The organism is Clostridium tetanomorphum (assembly GCF_017873215.1).
Classification (GTDB): Bacteria; Bacillota; Clostridia; order Clostridiales; family Clostridiaceae; genus Clostridium_AO; species Clostridium_AO tetanomorphum.
The window spans coordinates 24,701-43,043 of the sequence record NZ_JAGGKA010000019.1; the positions used below are offsets into that span (position 1 = coordinate 24,701).

Annotated in this window: 18 protein-coding genes; 16 read left to right on the forward strand and 2 right to left on the reverse strand. The window is 28.0% G+C overall.

All coding sequences use genetic code 11. The features are described 5' to 3' along the window. Positions 1 to 75: 75 nt before the first annotated feature. Entirely contained in the window at positions 76 to 723 is a 648-nt protein-coding gene (gene spoIIR, locus J2Z24_RS16355; RefSeq protein WP_035145114.1) for a stage II sporulation protein R, read from the forward strand. A 63-nt stretch (positions 724 to 786) separates the two neighbouring features. Here spoIIR and J2Z24_RS16360 read toward each other — a convergent pair whose 3' ends face one another. After that, positions 787 to 1,962, reverse strand: coding sequence for an MGDG synthase family glycosyltransferase (locus J2Z24_RS16360; RefSeq protein WP_035145112.1), 1,176 nt, complete (start codon positions 1,960 to 1,962; stop codon positions 787 to 789). A 266-nt stretch (positions 1,963 to 2,228) separates the two neighbouring features. Here J2Z24_RS16360 and ypeB point away from each other — a divergent pair, with 266 nt between their 5' ends. The 9 genes from ypeB to phnD all read left to right on the forward strand — a co-directional run bounded on the left by ypeB (position 2,229) and on the right by phnD (position 12,859). Further along, positions 2,229 to 3,599, forward strand: coding sequence for a germination protein YpeB (gene ypeB, locus J2Z24_RS16365; protein ID WP_035145111.1), 1,371 nt, complete (start codon positions 2,229 to 2,231; stop codon positions 3,597 to 3,599). Positions 3,600 to 3,793: 194 nt separating this feature from the next. Continuing rightward, entirely contained in the window at positions 3,794 to 4,825 is a 1,032-nt protein-coding gene (locus tag J2Z24_RS16370; protein WP_035145109.1) for a D-alanine--D-alanine ligase family protein, read from the forward strand. Between the two features lie 30 nt (positions 4,826 to 4,855). Continuing rightward, entirely contained in the window at positions 4,856 to 5,836 is a 981-nt protein-coding gene (locus J2Z24_RS16375) for a DUF814 domain-containing protein (RefSeq protein WP_035145107.1), read from the forward strand. A 36-nt stretch (positions 5,837 to 5,872) separates the two neighbouring features. Next, positions 5,873 to 6,295 (forward strand): YwiB family protein, encoded by a 423-nt coding sequence (locus tag J2Z24_RS16380; RefSeq protein WP_035145105.1) that lies wholly within the window; start codon positions 5,873 to 5,875, stop codon positions 6,293 to 6,295. A 123-nt stretch (positions 6,296 to 6,418) separates the two neighbouring features. After that, positions 6,419 to 6,721 carry a hypothetical protein gene (locus J2Z24_RS16385; RefSeq protein ID WP_035145103.1) on the forward strand — a complete coding sequence of 101 codons (303 nt, stop codon included), beginning with the start codon at positions 6,419 to 6,421 and terminating at the stop codon, positions 6,719 to 6,721. 216 nt (positions 6,722 to 6,937) lie between these two features. Further along, entirely contained in the window at positions 6,938 to 8,536 is a 1,599-nt protein-coding gene (pyrG, locus tag J2Z24_RS16390; RefSeq protein WP_035145222.1) for a CTP synthase, read from the forward strand. A gap of 249 nt (positions 8,537 to 8,785) precedes the next feature. Beyond that, positions 8,786 to 9,130 (forward strand): hypothetical protein, encoded by a 345-nt coding sequence (locus J2Z24_RS16395; protein WP_035145101.1) that lies wholly within the window; start codon positions 8,786 to 8,788, stop codon positions 9,128 to 9,130. 200 nt (positions 9,131 to 9,330) lie between these two features. Beyond that, positions 9,331 to 10,860, forward strand: a complete 1,530-nt coding sequence (gene rho, locus J2Z24_RS16400; RefSeq protein WP_035145100.1) for a transcription termination factor Rho — start codon at positions 9,331 to 9,333, stop codon at positions 10,858 to 10,860. A 115-nt stretch (positions 10,861 to 10,975) separates the two neighbouring features. Then, complete coding sequence (gene phnD / locus J2Z24_RS16405; RefSeq protein ID WP_035145099.1) at positions 10,976 to 12,859, forward strand: phosphate/phosphite/phosphonate ABC transporter substrate-binding protein; 1,884 nt, start codon at positions 10,976 to 10,978, stop codon at positions 12,857 to 12,859. A gap of 60 nt (positions 12,860 to 12,919) precedes the next feature. On the opposite strand, the gene rpmE is transcribed toward phnD, so the two are convergent. Next, on the reverse strand, positions 12,920 to 13,132 hold the full coding sequence (gene rpmE / locus J2Z24_RS16410) for a 50S ribosomal protein L31 (protein ID WP_035145097.1): 213 nt from the start codon (positions 13,130 to 13,132) through the stop codon (positions 12,920 to 12,922). A gap of 203 nt (positions 13,133 to 13,335) precedes the next feature. On the opposite strand from rpmE, the gene J2Z24_RS16415 reads away from it, so the two are divergent. The 6 genes from J2Z24_RS16415 to J2Z24_RS16440 all read left to right on the forward strand — a co-directional run bounded on the left by J2Z24_RS16415 (position 13,336) and on the right by J2Z24_RS16440 (position 18,314). Beyond that, positions 13,336 to 13,923 carry a thymidine kinase gene (locus J2Z24_RS16415; RefSeq protein ID WP_035145095.1) on the forward strand — a complete coding sequence of 196 codons (588 nt, stop codon included), beginning with the start codon at positions 13,336 to 13,338 and terminating at the stop codon, positions 13,921 to 13,923. Continuing rightward, positions 13,924 to 14,853 carry a DUF1385 domain-containing protein gene (locus tag J2Z24_RS16420; RefSeq protein ID WP_035145093.1) on the forward strand — a complete coding sequence of 310 codons (930 nt, stop codon included), beginning with the start codon at positions 13,924 to 13,926 and terminating at the stop codon, positions 14,851 to 14,853. A gap of 6 nt (positions 14,854 to 14,859) precedes the next feature. Then, on the forward strand, positions 14,860 to 15,732 hold the full coding sequence (gene prmC, locus J2Z24_RS16425) for a peptide chain release factor N(5)-glutamine methyltransferase (RefSeq protein WP_035145090.1): 873 nt from the start codon (positions 14,860 to 14,862) through the stop codon (positions 15,730 to 15,732). Positions 15,733 to 15,824: 92 nt separating this feature from the next. Then, a complete protein-coding gene (gene prfA / locus J2Z24_RS16430) occupies positions 15,825 to 16,898 on the forward strand; it encodes a peptide chain release factor 1 (RefSeq protein WP_035145088.1) in 1,074 nt (357 codons plus the stop codon). Positions 16,899 to 16,930: 32 nt separating this feature from the next. Then, positions 16,931 to 17,533, forward strand: coding sequence for a hypothetical protein (locus tag J2Z24_RS16435; RefSeq protein ID WP_035145086.1), 603 nt, complete (start codon positions 16,931 to 16,933; stop codon positions 17,531 to 17,533). A gap of 61 nt (positions 17,534 to 17,594) precedes the next feature. Continuing rightward, positions 17,595 to 18,314, forward strand: a complete 720-nt coding sequence (locus J2Z24_RS16440; RefSeq protein ID WP_035145082.1) for a ZIP family metal transporter — start codon at positions 17,595 to 17,597, stop codon at positions 18,312 to 18,314. Positions 18,315 to 18,343: the final 29 nt, after the last annotated feature.

The following is an 18,343-nucleotide window of genomic DNA, read 5'->3' on the forward strand; positions in this document are numbered from 1 at the left end:
ATGTATATATAATTAATAAATGGTAATAATAGCTAGTAGATTATTAAGGGAATTGTTACAAGGGGGATAATTATTATGAGAAAAAGAATAGCTATTATTATCTTTTTATTTATATTAATTTTAGGAGCTTTTAATGTAAAGTCAATAAAGACAAGCATGCAACAAAAGAAAGTATCAGAGAAATTAATTAGATTCCATGTTATAGCTAATAGTGATTTAGCTAAGGATCAAAATTTAAAACTAAAGGTAAGAGATGGTGTATTAAAGTATATGGCACCTAAATTAGAGAAGTCTAAAAGTATAGATGAATCAAGAGAAATTATAAAGAAAAATGATAAATTTATTAGGCAAATAGCAAAGAAAATATTGAATGATAATGGTTATAATTATAAAATAGATACTAATTTATCTTATGAAAATTTTCCTATAAAAACCTATGGAAATATAACTTTACCTGAAGGAAAATATGAAGCATACAGAGTAATAATAGGGGAAGGTAGAGGACAGAATTGGTGGTGTGTTATGTTTCCTCCTTTATGTTTTGTAGATATAACTAAAGGGGAAGTAGCTTATAAGGAAACAGAAGAAGAAATGAAGAGTGTTCTTACAGAAAATGAATATAGATTCATAAATAACGAAAAAAAGTCTAATAATAAAAAAGTAAAAAATGATATAAAAATTAAATTTAAAATATTCGAAGTAATAAACAATATATTTAATTAAAAAGAACTAAAAAATCCAGTTTAATCTGGATTTTTTAGTTATAAGTTAAAATTAATTTAATCATTAAAATATATCTTTGCTTATAGAGGCTTCATTCTCCATTGTGTTTACAAACTCACTTTTTTTTATAAGTTTTAGAATTAGATTATACATATCTTTTCCAACGTTAGGTTTTGAAAATTTCGTACAGTTTTCCTTCATTTTTAGTAGATTATCAGGTGTTGAAAGAAGTTCTTCTATAACTTTTTTTGTACTTTTACCTTTTCCTAAATCTACAGCTAGATTATGTTTAAGAAGAAAATCTGCATTTTTTTCTTCTTGACCAGGTATAGGTGAAAATATGCCAATAGGTATTTTGCATATAAGAGCTTCTGTTATTGTAAGACCTCCAGGTTTAGTAAGAAGAAGATTAGAAGCTTGCATATATTTATTTACTTTATCTGTAAAACCTATTATATAAGTTTTTTTATTTTCTGTGGATATATTTTGGTATTTCATTAAATCATAGTATAGTTTTTTGTTATTTCCGGTTATGACTATAATTTGAATATCCTTGTTTACGTGCAGGAGTTCTTCATATACATAGTCTATTTTTCCCATACCTAAGCTTCCACCCATTATTAATATAGTAGTTTTATCAGGAGAAAACTGTATCTCTTCTAAAGTTTTTTTCTTATCATATTGTCTAAAAAATTCTGGGTTAATAGGAATTCCTATATCATATATTGTACTTTTAGGTATACCTTTAGAAACCATTTCTGGTATCATATCCGAATTAGAAACTACATATGCATCTATACGCGGATGAAGCCAAAAGCTATGAGGAGCATAATCTGTAAGTATAGACATAGTAGGTAATTCTGTTTTATGTTTAATTTTTAATATAGATAGCATCTCTGTTGGAAAAGGATGAGTTGCTATCAATACATCCGGATTAAAATCATTTATTAATGGTAGAAGTCTATAAGTCATTATTTCATTAAATTTAGAGCTAATTGTAGCTAATCCATAATCAGTTTCGGAATAATCATATAACTTTCCAAATAAAGAAGGAGTAACTTTTATTGTTTTTAAGTAGCTTCCAATTATAACTTTGTCAATAATTGGATTTATGTACTTTAAGGTATCTATTATTTTTACATTAGATTTAGGATCATGAAGATAAATATAATCTTTTATAGCTTCTGCAGCTCGACTATGACCCCCGCCGGCAGAAACTGAAAATATTAATGTTCTCATGTATTATTGTTTCCCCTTTCATATTTAAAGCTGTCTATACTTTGTAGGAAAACTCAGTTAATAAATATTTTACACTATTTTGATTAAAAATATAAGGTTTTAAAATTATTTAACAGTATATTAAATAGTATAACCAAAAAGTTTCACTATAGTATATTATATCATAATAAAACTTGGTAAACATTTTAATAAATGTTTTGATTATAGTGAATAACTAATGTAAATACTACAGATAATAATATAAGAAATTTGTGGGAGGAATTGCTATGAAAATGACAAAAAAAAGAATAGTTTATACTGCCATAGTAACATTAATAGTTGTATTTTCATCAACCTTTGCAATACTCATGACATTAGAAAGAACGGACTATAGAAATTATTTACAAGCAGAATATACTAAAAATATGTATGAATTAATTAGTTCAGTGCAAAATATAAGAACAAATTTAAGCAAATCTGCTGTAGTTGGTTCTAGGGAGCAAAGTATTATAGTTTTTGAAGAAATATTTAGGCATGCATCTATGGCCAATGATAAATTACATTCTTTACCTATCCCTCAAGAAACCTTAGATAATTCAAGTAAGTTTTTATCTCAAGTTGGAGACTTCTGTTACACGTTAGGTAGAAATGCTTCAGAAGGAAAAGAATTAAAAGAAAAAGATTATCAAACAATTGATAATTTAAAAAACAGGTCTTTTCAGTTGGAGGTTAGCTTGAAGAAAACTTCAGATGAAATTAGTGAAGGAAAGGTTAAATGGGGAGAGATAAGAAAAAGAGTTAGTGGTGTTTTTGCCAAGAACAGGAAGGAAGCATTAGCAGAAAAATTTAAGGGAATACAAAAACAAGTAGCTCAGTATCCGGCTTTAATATATGATGGACCATTCTCAGATAACATAGTAGATATAGCACCAAAAATTAATTCTAAAGACATAGTATCTCAAAAAGAAGCTGAGAATATAGCTAAAAAAACAATAGGAGCAGATAAAGTGGAGTCTATAAAAATAAATGATAGACAGAGCAACACAAAAATACCTACATATTCTTTTGAGGTTTATGTAAAAGGCAGAAATGATAAGAAAAGTACTATTGCTTGCGAAGTGAGTAAACATGGAGGGAAAATAGTATACTTATTAGATAATAAAGCTATAGGAAAAATTAATATAAATAAAGATAAAGCTATGCAAAAAGGAATGAGTTATTTAAATACTATAGGCTATAAAAATATGATACCAATGTATACTATGAATTATGGGAGTACGATGGTTATTAGTTATGTATATAAACAAGATAATATTATAATATATCCTGACCAAATAAAACTTAAGATTGCTCTTGATGATGGTAGTATAGTGGGTATAGAATCAGAGAAGTACTTAATTTCTCACGTTGACAAAAGACAGATTGACAAACCAAAAATAACTGCAGAGCAAGCTAAAGACAGAGTAAGTAAAAGACTAAAAATAAATTCAATTAGATTGGCAATAGTTCCTACAGAAACTAATAAAGAAGTACTTTGCTATGAATTTTCAGGAGTATGTAACGATGAAGATTTTATTGTTTATATAAATGCCAATACTGGATTTGAACAAAGAATTATTCAAATAATAAATACACCTAATGGTGAATTAACAATATAATTAAGAAAATATGGTTGTAAGATGTGGATAACATCTTACAACTATAAATAAAATTGTTGATTTAATTATTAAAAAAAACTAAACTAATATTTGAACTATTAATTTTAATCATATTATAATATAATAGCAGACTTTAATTATTTTATTTAAAATTAATTAAATGATTAAAGTTATATGATTTATGAGGAGAGATAATAATGAAAAAAATAGCTATACTTTTTGGTGGACAATCTACTGAACATGAAGTATCAAGGGTATCAGCAGCTTCAGTACTAAAAAATATTGATAAGTGTAAGTATGAAATTACTACAATAGGAATTACTAAGCAAGGAAAATGGTTCAAATATACTGGTAAAGTAGAAAATATAGAAAATGGACAATGGGAAAATGATGAAGAATGTAAAATTTCTAATGCACAAAATATATTATTTAATAAAGAAGTAGACGTAGTATTTCCGGTTTTACATGGATTATATGGAGAAGATGGTACTATACAAGGATTATGTAAATTACTTGATATTCCTTTTGTAGGACCAGGAGTATTATCATCTGCTTTATGTATGGATAAAGTATATACAAAATATGTGTTAGAAAATTTTAAAATAAAGCAAGCAGATTATGTAGTAGTAAATAAATTCAACTATAATAAGGATAAACAAAATATTATAGTAAATATAGAAGATAAATTAGGATATGATATATTTATAAAGCCTTCTAATAGTGGTTCTTCTGTAGGTATAACTAAAGCTCATAATAGAGAAGAACTTATAAAAGGCTTAGAAGAGGCCTTGAAATATGACAGAAAAATATTGGTAGAAAAAGCCATAAATGCTAGAGAGGTAGAGGTAGCTGTTCTTGGAAATGATGAACCCAAAGCTGCAGTACCTGGGGAGATACTTCCAGCTAAAGAGTTTTATGATTATGAAGCTAAGTATAAAAATGAATCTTCTAAACTTTTAATTCCGGCAGCTTTGGATGAAAATGAACAAGAAAAGATAAAAGAAATAGCTATAAATATATATAAATTACTAGATTGTGAAGGAATGTCTAGAATTGACTTTTTGATAGATAAGGACACAAATGAAGTATATTTAAATGAAGTAAATACTCTGCCTGGTTTTACAAAGATAAGTATGTATCCTAAATTATGGAAAGCATCAGGAAAAGAGTATTATGAATTAATAGACGAGCTTATAGAATTAGCAATAGATAGAAAAGAACAATAAATTTGTTTTAAAGAGAAAAGGGTGAATTTTATGGTAAAAGCATTAGCAATGATATCTGGAGGTTTAGACAGTATTTTGGCTGCTAAACTTATAAAAGACCAAGGAATAGAGGTAATAGGAATATGTTTTAAATCCTATTTTTTCAATGAAGAAAATGCAAAAAAAATGACTAAACAAATAGATATACCTTTAAAAGTTGTTGATTTTTCTAAAGAGCATTTTGATATGGTTAGACATCCTAAGCATGGATATGGTAAGAATATGAATCCTTGTATAGATTGTCATAGCTTAATGCTTAATTATTCAGGTAAATTATTGGAAGAGTTAGATGCTGATTTTATAATAACAGGAGAAGTGTTAAACCAAAGACCTATGTCTCAAAATAAATCGGCTTTAGATATAGTAAAGAAAGAATCTGGATTTAGCGATAAAATTTTAAGACCATTATGTGCAAAGAATTTACAACCAACAGAGATGGAATTAAAAGGCCTCGTAGATAGAGAGAAACTTATGAATATATCTGGAAGAGGAAGAAAAGTTCAAATGGAGTTAGCTGAAAAGTGGGGGATTAAGGATTACCCATCACCAGCAGGAGGATGTAAGCTTACTGAACCTAATTATTCAAAAAGACTAAGAGAACTACTAATAGACAAAAATAATCCTAGGTATAAAGATTTAGAACTTTTAAGATACGGAAGACATTTTAGAATATCAAAAGGAGCTAAAATAATATCTACTAGAACTAAAGAAGAAGGAGATGAAATAAAAAAATATTTAGATAAAGATGATTATATCTTTTTAGCAGAAGAATTTAATGGCTCTATGATTATAATAGTAGGTGAACCTTTGGATAAAGATATAAAGTTTGCTGCTGAAATAACTGCTAGATACAGTAAAGGAAAAGATGAAAAGACGGTTAAGGTTAAGTATGGAAAATTTATGAGTTCGTTAGATAAACATATAGAAGTAGAACCAGCTTCCGAAGAAGAAATTAATAAATATATAATATAACGTTTAAAGATAAAGTAGGAGGTGAAAAAGTGACTTATGAAAAAGAAAGCTCTTATTTCTGTATCTAGTATACAATCCAAGAAAAAAGAAGATACTATAGAAGTAGTTACACCAGGAGATTTTTATAAGAAGGAAAATTGTTACTATGTAGTTTATAATGAAACAGAAATATCAGGAATGGAAGGGACAACGACCACTTTTAGAATAAATTCCCAGGACAATAAATTCTCCTTGATAAGAATGGGAACAACCAGTACTAAAATGGAATTTGAAGAGAAAAAAGATAATACAATACTTTATAATACTCCTTACGGAACATTAGAATTAAAGTTAGATACTAAAAAACTAGATATTGATGTAAATGATGAAGGAGGAAATGTAACTATAAATTATAATATGGGTGTTTCTGGACAAAAGCCTCAAAATACAATTCTCAAAATTACTATAAAAGCGCAGTAGGTATATAGCCTTTGCGTTTTTTTTTATTTAAATTAATGTTTAAAAATTATTTTTATGGATATGATTCTTATTAAAAGAGTAAGGAGGGAATATAGGGATTGTATTTTTCAATTCCTTAGTATAATGAATTATTTTAATAAAAATACTAAATATGAAAAAATAATAGAATTATTATGTGAATATAAAGGGATTAAAAGAGAAGAACTTATTAGAATATTAGAAGATGAGGAATGTAAATACTTATTATTTTTGCTCTTAAAAAAATACAATTGCATGGATATAAGTAATTTAACTAAAGATTTTGATATAAATAATAAAAGAAAGCTTAATAACAACGTGAAGAAAGCTCAGGAAAAATTTTTATTAAATAGAAGGATAAGAGAAATGTATTTTGAAGCAGAAACTATAATAGAAAAAATAGAATAAAAAATAGAGCAAAAAATAGTAGAAAATTTTTAAAAGATATGATAATATATTGTGTATGTATTTGAACACAAAAATCCCATTTTAAATGGTGAGGTAATATTTATTATAAGCATAAAATAGTAGATTGTCAATAGTAATTATAAATATTTTTATATTAAAAAAAGGATTAGGGGGTGAAGAATGCTCTATATAATGAGATTTATAGAGCATAATTTTATGAATACTAAATATATTTTTGTAACTGGAGGAGTTGTTTCCTCATTAGGGAAAGGAATAACAGCAGCTTCACTTGGAAGATTATTAAAAAATAGAGGTATGAAAGTATCTATACAGAAGTTTGATCCATACATAAATATAGATCCTGGTACAATGAGTCCATATCAGCATGGGGAAGTATTTGTAACGGATGATGGGGCTGAAACTGACCTTGATTTAGGGCATTATGAAAGATTTATTGATGAAAGTTTGAGTAAAAGCAACAATGTAACTACAGGTAAAATATATTGGTCTGTGATAAATAAGGAAAGAAAAGGGGATTACTTAGGAGGTACTGTGCAAGTAATACCACATATCACAAATGAGATAAAAGAAAGAGTATATAGGGTTAGCAAGGAAAAAGATGTAGATGTGGTTATAACTGAAATAGGAGGAACAGTTGGAGATATAGAATCTTTACCTTTTCTTGAGGCTATAAGACAAATAAAATATGATGTAGGAAGAGAGAATGTATGTTTTATTCATGTAACTCTTGTCCCTTATTTAGGAAAATCTGGGGAACTTAAGACTAAACCTACCCAACATTCAGTAAAAGAACTGAGAAGTATTGGAATACAACCAGATATAATTGTTTGCCGTTCTGAAAAAACAATTTCACAGGATTTAAAGAATAAGATAGGATTATTTTGTAATGTAGATAAAGGATGTGTAATACAGAATTTAGATGCAGAGAATTTATACGAAGTTCCGCTAATGCTTCATAAAGAAGGATTGGATAATATAGTTTGTGAGAAGTTATCTTTAGGATGTAAAGATATAGATAACAGACAATGGAAAGCTATGGTTCATAATATAAAAAATCTTTCTAAAAAAGTAACTATAGCATTGGTAGGAAAGTATGTGGAATTGCATGATGCATATATTTCCGTGGTAGAATCTTTAAGTCACGGTGGTTATGCAAATGATGCTAGTATAGAAATTAAATGGATAAGTTCAATGGATATAACTAAAGAAAATTCTAACGAAATTTTAAAAGATGCAAATGGAATTCTTATACCAGGAGGATTTGGAGATAGAGGAGTAGAAGGAAAAATAGAAGCCATAAGATGGGCAAGGGAGAATTCTATACCTTTATTTGGAATATGTTTAGGTATGCAGTGTTCAGTTATAGAGTTTGCTAGAAATATATTAGGATATGAAGGAGCGCATAGCTCTGAAATAGATCCAGAAACAAAATATCCAGTTATAGATTTAATGCCTGAACAAAAAGATGTAGATGAAAAAGGGGGTACAATGCGATTAGGATTATATCCATGTAAACTTCTTAAGGAAAGTAAGGCATTTGAAGCTTATGGAGAAGAAATTATTTATGAAAGACATAGACATAGATATGAATTTAATAATGAATATAGAAAGAATTTAATAGAAGCAGGTCTTGTTATATCAGGAACAAGTCCAGATGGCAGATTAGTTGAAATTATAGAGATGAAAAATCATCCATGGTTTGTGGCAGTACAATTTCATCCAGAATTAAAGTCAAGACCTAATAGACCTCATCCATTATTTAAGGAATTTATAAAAGCATCTTTAGGGGAATAGTCTTTATCTCGGTAATTAAACTACATTTAAGCTTAAGAATTACTTAAATACATTTATAATAACGCCATATGCTACAAAATATGAGCATATGGCGTTAAGTCTTTTTGTAATAATCGCTAAAAAATAACAATAAATATCAAAATTATTGAAGGAATTTATTAATCTTTATAGAAATAATATTATTAAGATATTAAATAAGCTATTCTAAATAATCAAAAATTAATGGATAATTATTATGGAGGTGATGTAATGATATTTGAATCAAATATAACTTTTGCCTTAAAAAATGAGTGCGGTAAATATATAATAAAAAATACTTTGTTTTTTAAAATGAAGGAACTAGATAAAGAAGTCACCTCTATAAATAGTATAAAAATAGCTAAAGGAGAAATAATAATTAACATAAGATGTCCAGTATGCTGTGGCAATCATTGTTATAGATATAGCCTAAAAGAGTTAGCGTGTAAAGAATTACTAGTAGGTGGTTGTGAAGAAATTGGCATACCTATTCTATATATAGGAAAATACAATAAAGTTAGAAAAAAAATTTTTAACTATGATAACATTAATAAGGAAATATATGCTATGATATAAAACAAAAGTATGTATTTTCATACTTTTGTTTCACTTTTCCATTCTTAGAAGTTTAGTTGTATAAAAAATTTCTGGATTAAAATATTAAAATAGGGTATAATGTTATACGCAGTGCATCCTTTCAAGATTTCTTTTGATAATTCCCTAAAGGTTGTTTATATAAATAATTTTTTATAATTAAATATTGGAGGTGTTATTTTTTGTCTAGTAATGGTTTAGAGAGTAAGACTGTAAATGAGCTAAAAGAATTAGCTAAAGATTTAGGAATAAAGGGCATATCAAAATATAAAAAAGCTGAATTGATAGAAGAAATTGAGAAGATATCACCTAGTTATATAGAAAAAGATGGTGTTATATTAAGAGAAAGAATAAGCCCTAAATTATCATCTAAAGATGAAGATGTTTCAGATCATATGGAACAGAAAAAAAATAGAGTAGAAAAGAAATACATAAATGAAACAAAACAGGAGCCAATGTCTAGTACGGCAAAAAAAGTAGTTGAGGATGGTAAGGTAGAAAAAGAAACATTGGAAGAAAACGACAAAAGTAATCCAGAAGAAAAGAGAGAAAAGCTTAAGGAAATGATTAATGAGTCAGATTCTGCAAAAGGAGTTCTTGAAATTATTGAAAATAATAATTATGGATTCTTAAGAGGTAAGAATTATTTAACAGGACCGGATGACATATATGTATCTCCTTCTCAGATAAGAAGATTTAACTTAAAAACTGGTGATGAAGTAGAGGGAAAAGTTAGAACTCCAAAGGAAGGAGAGAAATTTAAGGCATTACTTTATGTAGAAAGAGTTAATGGAGAAAATCCTGAAAGAGCTGTAGGAAGAAAGCCTTTTGAAACATTAATACCTATATATCCAAATGAAAGATTGAAATTAGAAACAAGAGGATCTGATTTATCAACTAGATTAATGGATATTATATGTCCTATAGGAAAGGGACAAAGAGGGATTATAGTTGCGCCCCCTAAAGCAGGTAAAACTACTCTTTTAAAGAAAATAGCTCAAAGTATAACTATGAATCATAAGGAAGTAAAATTAATAGTATTGCTTATAGATGAAAGACCTGAAGAAGTTACGGATATGCAAAGGTCAATAAATGGTGAAGTAATATATTCAACATTTGATGAAGAACCTGAACATCATACAAAAGTTACTTATATGGTATTAGAAAGAGCTAAAAGAATGGTTGAGCAAGGGCAAGATGTAGTTATATTATTAGATAGTATAACTAGACTTTCAAGAGCTTACAATTTAACAATAACACCTACAGGAAGAACTTTATCTGGAGGATTAGATCCAGGAGCTTTAATAATGCCTAAGAAATTCTTTGGAGCTGCTAGAAATATAGAAGAAGGGGGAAGCTTAACTATACTTGCTACTGCCCTTGTAGAAACTGGAAGTAGGATGGACGACATGATATTTGAAGAGTTCAAAGGAACCGGAAATATGGAAGTTCATTTAGATAGGAAGCTTCAAGAAAGAAGAATATTCCCAGCTATAGACATATATAAATCTGGAACAAGAAAAGAGGATTTATTATTATTAGCTAAGGAATATGAAGCTGCATTTAATATAAGAAGAGTATTATATGATGAAAACAATACTGCAAATATTACAGAACAGCTTATAAATATGTTATTTAAAACAAAAAATAATGAAGAATTTGTAGGGTTGATAAGTAAGTTAGATTTTAATAAAGATAGAGGAAGTAGGTAGTAAATGAGCAGAATTCTGCTCATTTATTTTTTAATATAAATGTTGTTATAGTATACATTATTTAGTAAAATGATAATATAATGTAAAACAATTTCAATATCTGGGGGGAATCAAAATGGGTGATAAAAAAACTTCTTTTATTTTTACTATGGCAATATTTTTTATTAACATATTACTTTATTTTTTAATAAAAAATACTCTAGTTCTTATTTCTATAATAACTATACTAAATATAACAACATATATTATGTTTAATACTAAATATAATAATGTGCATAATAAATTAGAATATAAGGAAAATACAAATGACAATTTGAAAAATTATTATAAAGATCTATTTATGACTTGGGAAACATTGGGATTTGATATACAACAGTTACTATGGCTACATAAAGATAGTATGGACATGCTAACAAATATAATCAATATATCTAAAGATGTCCAAAGATATAGTGAAGAAAATATGTCAAATATTGAAGAAATAGATGTATCTGTAGATGCTTTAGTAGGTATGTCTCAGGAACTTAACAGCAATATTATGCAAATTGAAGAGAATGCTATTAATTCTCATTCCATGCTTACTAATAACAAGGATGTTATAGAAAATATAGGTAAATATTTATTAGAGTTAAATGATGATATTAAGCATCTATCTAAAGGAAATAATACCTTTGAAGAGTCTTCTAAAAGAATAAGTAATTTTGTTGGAAATATAAAAGGAATATCCAATCAAACGAATTTATTAGCGCTTAATGCTTCAATAGAAGCTGCTAGGGCAGGGGAAGCTGGTAAAGGGTTTTCTGTAGTGGCTCAAGAAATAAGAAAATTGTCAGAAGAGACTGAAAAAGCCGTGCTACAGATAGAAAATATAGTAAAAGAGATTATAGAGGGAGTAGAACAAGCTAATGGATCTATGGGGAAATGCTTAAGTAAAATAGATAATGCTCAAGTTGTTGTTAAGGAGTCTTTTGGATTAGTAAGTGATATAGATGGAATTTTAAATAACATTGAAAGAGCTATAGGGAACTTAAAAAATTTTTCAACTCAACAATTGAATAGTTCTAATAATATAGGAGAAGCTGTAAGAACAATTGCATTATCAGTAGAAAAAACTTATGGTATTATGGTAGAATCTATGAAAATGATAGAATTGCAAGAAGGGAAAAACAAGCATATACTTGAATTTTGCAATAAATTAAGTGATACAGGAGATAGTATTCAGTGCATTGCTGCAAAATTAAAAAAAGACAATGAAATAATATTTGGTATAAACCCATTTACTTCACCAGAGAGCATAAAAAAATCATATGTACCTATATTAGAGAGAGTTTGCGATAGTATTTCTTGCAAAGCAAGAGTGATTATAGTAAAAGATTATGAGGCTTTAGGAAGTGGTATAAAAGAAGGAATTATAGATGCAGGATGGTTCTCACCATTTGCTTATGTAGCTACTCGTAAAGAAATAGATATAACACCATTAGTAACGCCAAAAGTAAATGGAAAAACATTTTATAATGGGTGTATAATAGTTAGAAAACATAGTGGCATAAAGACAATACAAGAATTAAAGGATAAACATTTTGGATATGTAGATAAAAAAAGTGCGTCAGGATATGTATATGCTAGGAATATACTAAAAAAACAAAATATAAATCCAGATACTATATTTAAAAAAATATCTTTTATGGGAAGCCATGATAATGTTATAAAAGCTATTCTATCAGGAGAAGTAGATGCAGGAGCTACATATAGTGAAGCCATAGAAAATGCTAAGAATCATGGTTTAGCTATAGATGAGCTACATATAATAGGAATGACAGATAATATTCCTAAGGATGCTATAGCAGCAAGTCCTTATTTAGATAAAGAAATAACTAATAGTTTACAAAAAGCCTTTGAAGAATTTAATAATTTTCAAGGTATAGATTCTATAGTAGATGGATTTATAGCTAGTAGTGATGATAAATATGATGTAATAAGAGAGATAACAGAAAAATAGAAACACAAAACAAGCCCGAATATTATATTCGGGCTTGTTTTTGTATAAAAAGAACTAATTCTATTCTTCGTTAGATAAGTTGAATTTCTTCATGAATCTTTCAACTCTTCCGCCAGCATCAACTATCTTCTGTTTGCCGGTGAAGAATGGATGGCATTTAGAGCATATTTCAACTTTAAGTTCTTTGTTTGTAGAACCTGTTGTAAAAGTATTTCCACATGCACACTTAACTACCGCATCATGGTGGTATTCTGGATGTATGCCTTCTCTCATGTTTTTCACCTCTTTCGAATCCTGGATACTAATATCCGAATTTTTAACTACTAAATTATATCATAGTTTTTAACAGATAGTCAATAAAATTTAATCATACTCTTTAATATATGTCTTGGGTTTGGTAAAATATATTTGTTTAAAAAGATAAAGTTATATAAAGAATAGTTATTTATATAAAAACCTAAGGAGGAATTTTTATTATGTATGGACCCAAAAATCATGGTTGGATAGAGGTTATAGCTGGACCAATGTACAGTGGTAAGTCTGAAGAGCTTATACGAAGAATTAGAAGAGCCAAAATTGCTAAGCAAAAAGTACAGGTGTTTAAACCTGAAATTGATAATAGATACAGTAACGAAGATGTAGTATCTCATTGTGGTGATAAGGAAGGGGCAATACCAGTTAGAAGTTCTAGTGAAATATTGAAGTTAATTGATGATGATACACAAGTTGTAGCCATAGATGAAGTACAATTTTTTGATGAGGATATAGTAAAAGTGGTAAATTTTATAGCAGACATGGATAAAAGGGTAATATGTGCTGGTTTAGATATGGATTTTAGAGGAGAACCCTTTGGATATATGCCACAACTTATGGCTGTTGCTGAATTTGTTGATAAAATTCAAGCTATATGTATGATATGTGGAAATCCAGCCACTAGAACTCAAAGACTTATAAATGGCAATCCTGCAAATTATAATGATGCTATAGTTTTAGTAGGAGCAAAGGAGTCATATGAAGCAAGATGTAGAAGGTGCCATTTAGTTCCTAAAGATGAGGTGAAGTAAATGAGAAGGAATTGTTCAGTTGGTGGTCAAGCTGTAATTGAAGGAGTAATGATGCGAGGAAGTAAAGGTATAGCAACAGCTGTAAGAAAAACTGATGGAGAAATTATAGTAAATAAAGAAGAATTTATACCATATTCTAAAAGAAATAGTTTTTTTAAAATTCCAATTATAAGAGGATTTGTTTCATTGTTAGAGTCTTTGATTATAGGAATAAAAACATTAAATTACTCAGCATCTTTTTTTCAAGAAGATGCTGAAGAGTCTAAATTTGATAGATGGTTTGAAAATAAGTTTAAAGATAAGGGAGAGAAGATTCTAATTTCTATTACATTAATAATTTCTTTGTTTATTTCTATATTACTATTTGTAGCTTTACCAAATGTATTTGCTAATTTATTTAAAAAAGCAGCTGTAGAAAATACTATAATATTAAATATAATAGAAGGAATAATAAGAGTAAGTATATTTTTGGTATATATTTTTTTTATTGGAAAAATGGAAGATATAAATAGAGTATTTCAATATCATGGAGCAGAACATAAAACTATATTTTGTTATGAAAATGAAGAAGAATTAATACCGGAAAATGCCAAAAATTATTCGAGATTTCATCCAAGATGTGGTACAAATTTTTTATTTCTTGTTATGATAGTAAGTATATTAGTTTTTTCATTGACTGGGTGGAATTCTTTATTAGAGAGAATATTATATAGAATAATATTACTACCATTAGTTTCGGGAATTACCTACGAATTAATTAAATGGCTTGGAAAGAGTAATAGTAGTATATCCAAAATTATAGCTTCACCAGGACTTGCTCTTCAAAAGCTTACTACTAGGGAGCCTAATCTTAGCCAATTAGAAGTGGCTATAAAAGCATTAAAGGCGGCAGAAGGAATTGAATATGAAGAAAATATAAATGAGGTATGATATTTTATGGAAAATTGGAAAGATTTAAATATAGGTATACTTCTTACAAAAGGATTCGAAGTCTTAAAGGCCGCGAATATAGAAAGTTATAGATTAGATTGCCAACTTTTATTAGCAAAAGTTTTAAAAAAAGATAAATTATTTATCATGATAAATAGAGAATTTAATGTTACTAAAGAGGAAGTAGAAGAATATTTTAGATTGATTAATATTAGAAAAAATAAAATGCCTATTAAATATATGCTGGGTGAATGTGAATTCATGGGATTAGATTTTAAAATAAAACAAGGCGTATTAATTCCAAGACCAGATACAGAAATTTTAGTTCAATCTGCTATAGAGGATGTTAAAAAAAATTCTTATAAATATATATGTGATGTTTGCTGTGGTAGTGGAGTAATAGGCATATCTATTGCCAAGTTTACTAAGAACACTCTTGTAGATTGTTTTGACATTGACGAAATACCTTTGGAAGTAACAAAAGAAAATGTTATATTTCATGAATTAGGGAATAGAGTAAACGTAAATAAGAGTGATTTGATGAAATATGCAATAGATAAAAATATAAAATATGATATAATAGTATCCAATCCTCCTTATATAAAAGAAGATATTATACAAACTCTTATGGAAGATGTTAAGGATTATGAACCTTATATAGCGTTAAGTGGAGGAGAAGATGGATTAGACTTTTATAGAAAAATTATAGAGCAAAGTAAAAAAGTTTTAAATAACAATGGAGAACTGGCCTTTGAGATAGGCTATGATCAAGGTGAAGAAGTAACAACATTATTAAGGAAGAATAATTTTTATAATATAGAATGTATAAAGGATTTATCCGGATTAGATAGAGTTGTTAAAGGGCAATATAGTGTATAAAGATAATAGAGAATTTATTTACATTGCCTTATATAAAAAACATATGATATAATTAATAGTTGTTAAAATATATTTACGGAGTGAGAAAAAATATGTTAGAAAGACTTAATTTTATAGAAAATAAATATGAAGAACTATCAATAAAGATTAGTGATCCAACTATTATGGCTAATCAAAAAGAGTGGCAAAAGTTATGTAAAGAGCATGCTGATTTAGAAAGCGTAGTTACTAAGTATAGAGAATACAAAAAAGTACAAGAAGATATAGAAGCAGATAAAGAAATGCTTAAAGAAGATTTAGAAAAAGAATTAAAAGAAATGGTACAAGAAGAACTAAAAGAATTAAGTGAAAAAGAACAAAACTTAGAACAGGAATTAAAAATACTGCTATTGCCGAAAGATCCTAATGATGACAAAAACGTATTTATAGAAATAAGAGGGGGAGCTGGAGGAGAAGAAGCAGCTTTATTTGCAGCAAACCTTTTTAGAATGTATACTAGATATGCTGAAAGACATGGCTGGAAAGTAGAACCTGTAAGTTCAAATGAAACTGATATAGGTGGTTTTAAAGAAGTAGTATTTATGCTTAAAGGTGATGGAGCTTATAGTAGATTAAAGTATGAAAGTGGAGCGCATAGAGTGCAAAGAGTACCAGATACAGAATCAAGTGGTAGAATTCATACATCTACAGCTACTGTTGCAGTTTTACCAGAAGTAGAAGATGTAGATGTTGAGATAAACCAAAATGATTTAAGAATAGATGTGTTTAGAGCATCAGGTCATGGTGGACAGTGTGTTAATACAACAGATTCTGCAGTAAGAATAACTCATTTACCAACAGGTCTTGTAGTTAGTTGCCAAGATGAAAAGTCTCAGTTAAAAAATAAAGAAAAGGCTATGAAAGTATTAAAGTCAAGGTTATATGATAGGCTTCAAGCAGAAAGAAGTGCTAATATAGCTGAAGATAGAAAAAGCCAGGTAGGCACTGGAGATAGAAGTGAAAGAATAAGAACTTATAATTATCCACAAGGAAGGGTTACAGACCACAGAATAGGATTAACTATATATAGGTTAGAGTCTTTTCTTGATGGAGACATGGATGAAATAATAGATGCATTAATTACAGTTGAACAGGCAGAAAAAATGAAAAATTTAGGAAATAATTAAACTAAAAGCTTTTTAAAGAGAAGAGGGAAATTATGGATATGAATAAAGCCATTAGAAAGCAAAAAAAGTCTTATAAGAGATTTATGCTAATAATGAGCTTTATTTTTTTTATACTTCCAATAGTTTTAATATTAACTAAAATAATTACAATGTTTTATATTGTTTATTTAGTGGTTATAGAATGTTTGATTATAATAGCTATTATGGCAAAAATAAATGCGGAGAGTTTAAAGTTTAATTATGATGGCTATAAGATAAAAGTACTTTCAGGCATAAGAAGAGAACAAGTAAATATTACTTGTAATAGAGTAGTTTTTGTTCATGCTGAAGATGTAAAATCAAGTATAGAGAAAGACTTTTTTATAGTTTTAATTTCAGATTCTAAGTTTAGAAGCAAAAAGATGCTACCTATCAATGAGAAATTTTTAAAAATGTACCCATATGCGGCTTTTTATTATAAAAAGATTAAGATTCTTAATCCAGAGAAAGAATATTTTTTTACTATTATAAAAAGAGGGAAACTGTATAAATATGAATTGTTAGACAATATATATAAAAGCTGTGTTTATGCTATTTTTACAGATGAGGCTATTGAAAAGATAAAAGAGTATAGGAATGAATTACATATACAATAAGAATATTTGATTAATAGTTTAAATATTATCTATAGAGAACAAATTTTAAAAAGGTGATAATTTGAATAATTTAATTTTTATGATTATATTAGGAAGTGTAGTTTCTCTTTCTGGCACTACTATAGGAGGGCTAATGGGTATAGTTATAAAAAATCCATCAAAAAGAACTCTTGGAACTATTATAGGATTTTCAGGGGGGCTTATGTTGTCTATAGTTGTCTTTGATCTTATACCAGAAGCATTACAGAATTGGGGATTTAATTATACAATTCTATGCTGCATAATGGGTATTGTTTTAGTTACTTTTGTAGATAATAATCTACAAAATGATAAGGTAGATAGACATATAAAAATGGCTCTTATAACGGCGATAGGACTTATGATTCATAATTTCCCTGAGGGAATAATAATGGGATGTGGATTTGCAGCAGGAGGAAGTCTAGGATTAAAAATGAGTATAATTATTGCCATTCATGATATTCCAGAAGGTATAGCTGTATCTGCCCCGCTAATGGTGTCTAGAATAAAACCATTAAAAATATTTGGATATACTGTAGCCACAGCATTACCTACAGTATTAGGAGCTTTCATAGGTACTTATATAGGTAATATGTCTCGTAATGCATTAGGAATAAGCTTGTCAGTTGCCTCTGGAATAATGCTTTATGTAGTTTGTGGAGAGATGATTCCTGAATCTTCCAAATTATGGGACGGAGTATCTAGTACCATAGGAGTTTTAAGTGGCATAATTTTTGGATTGATTTTAATAAAATTATTATAGATATTTGGCTATAATAGTTAAAAGGAGAT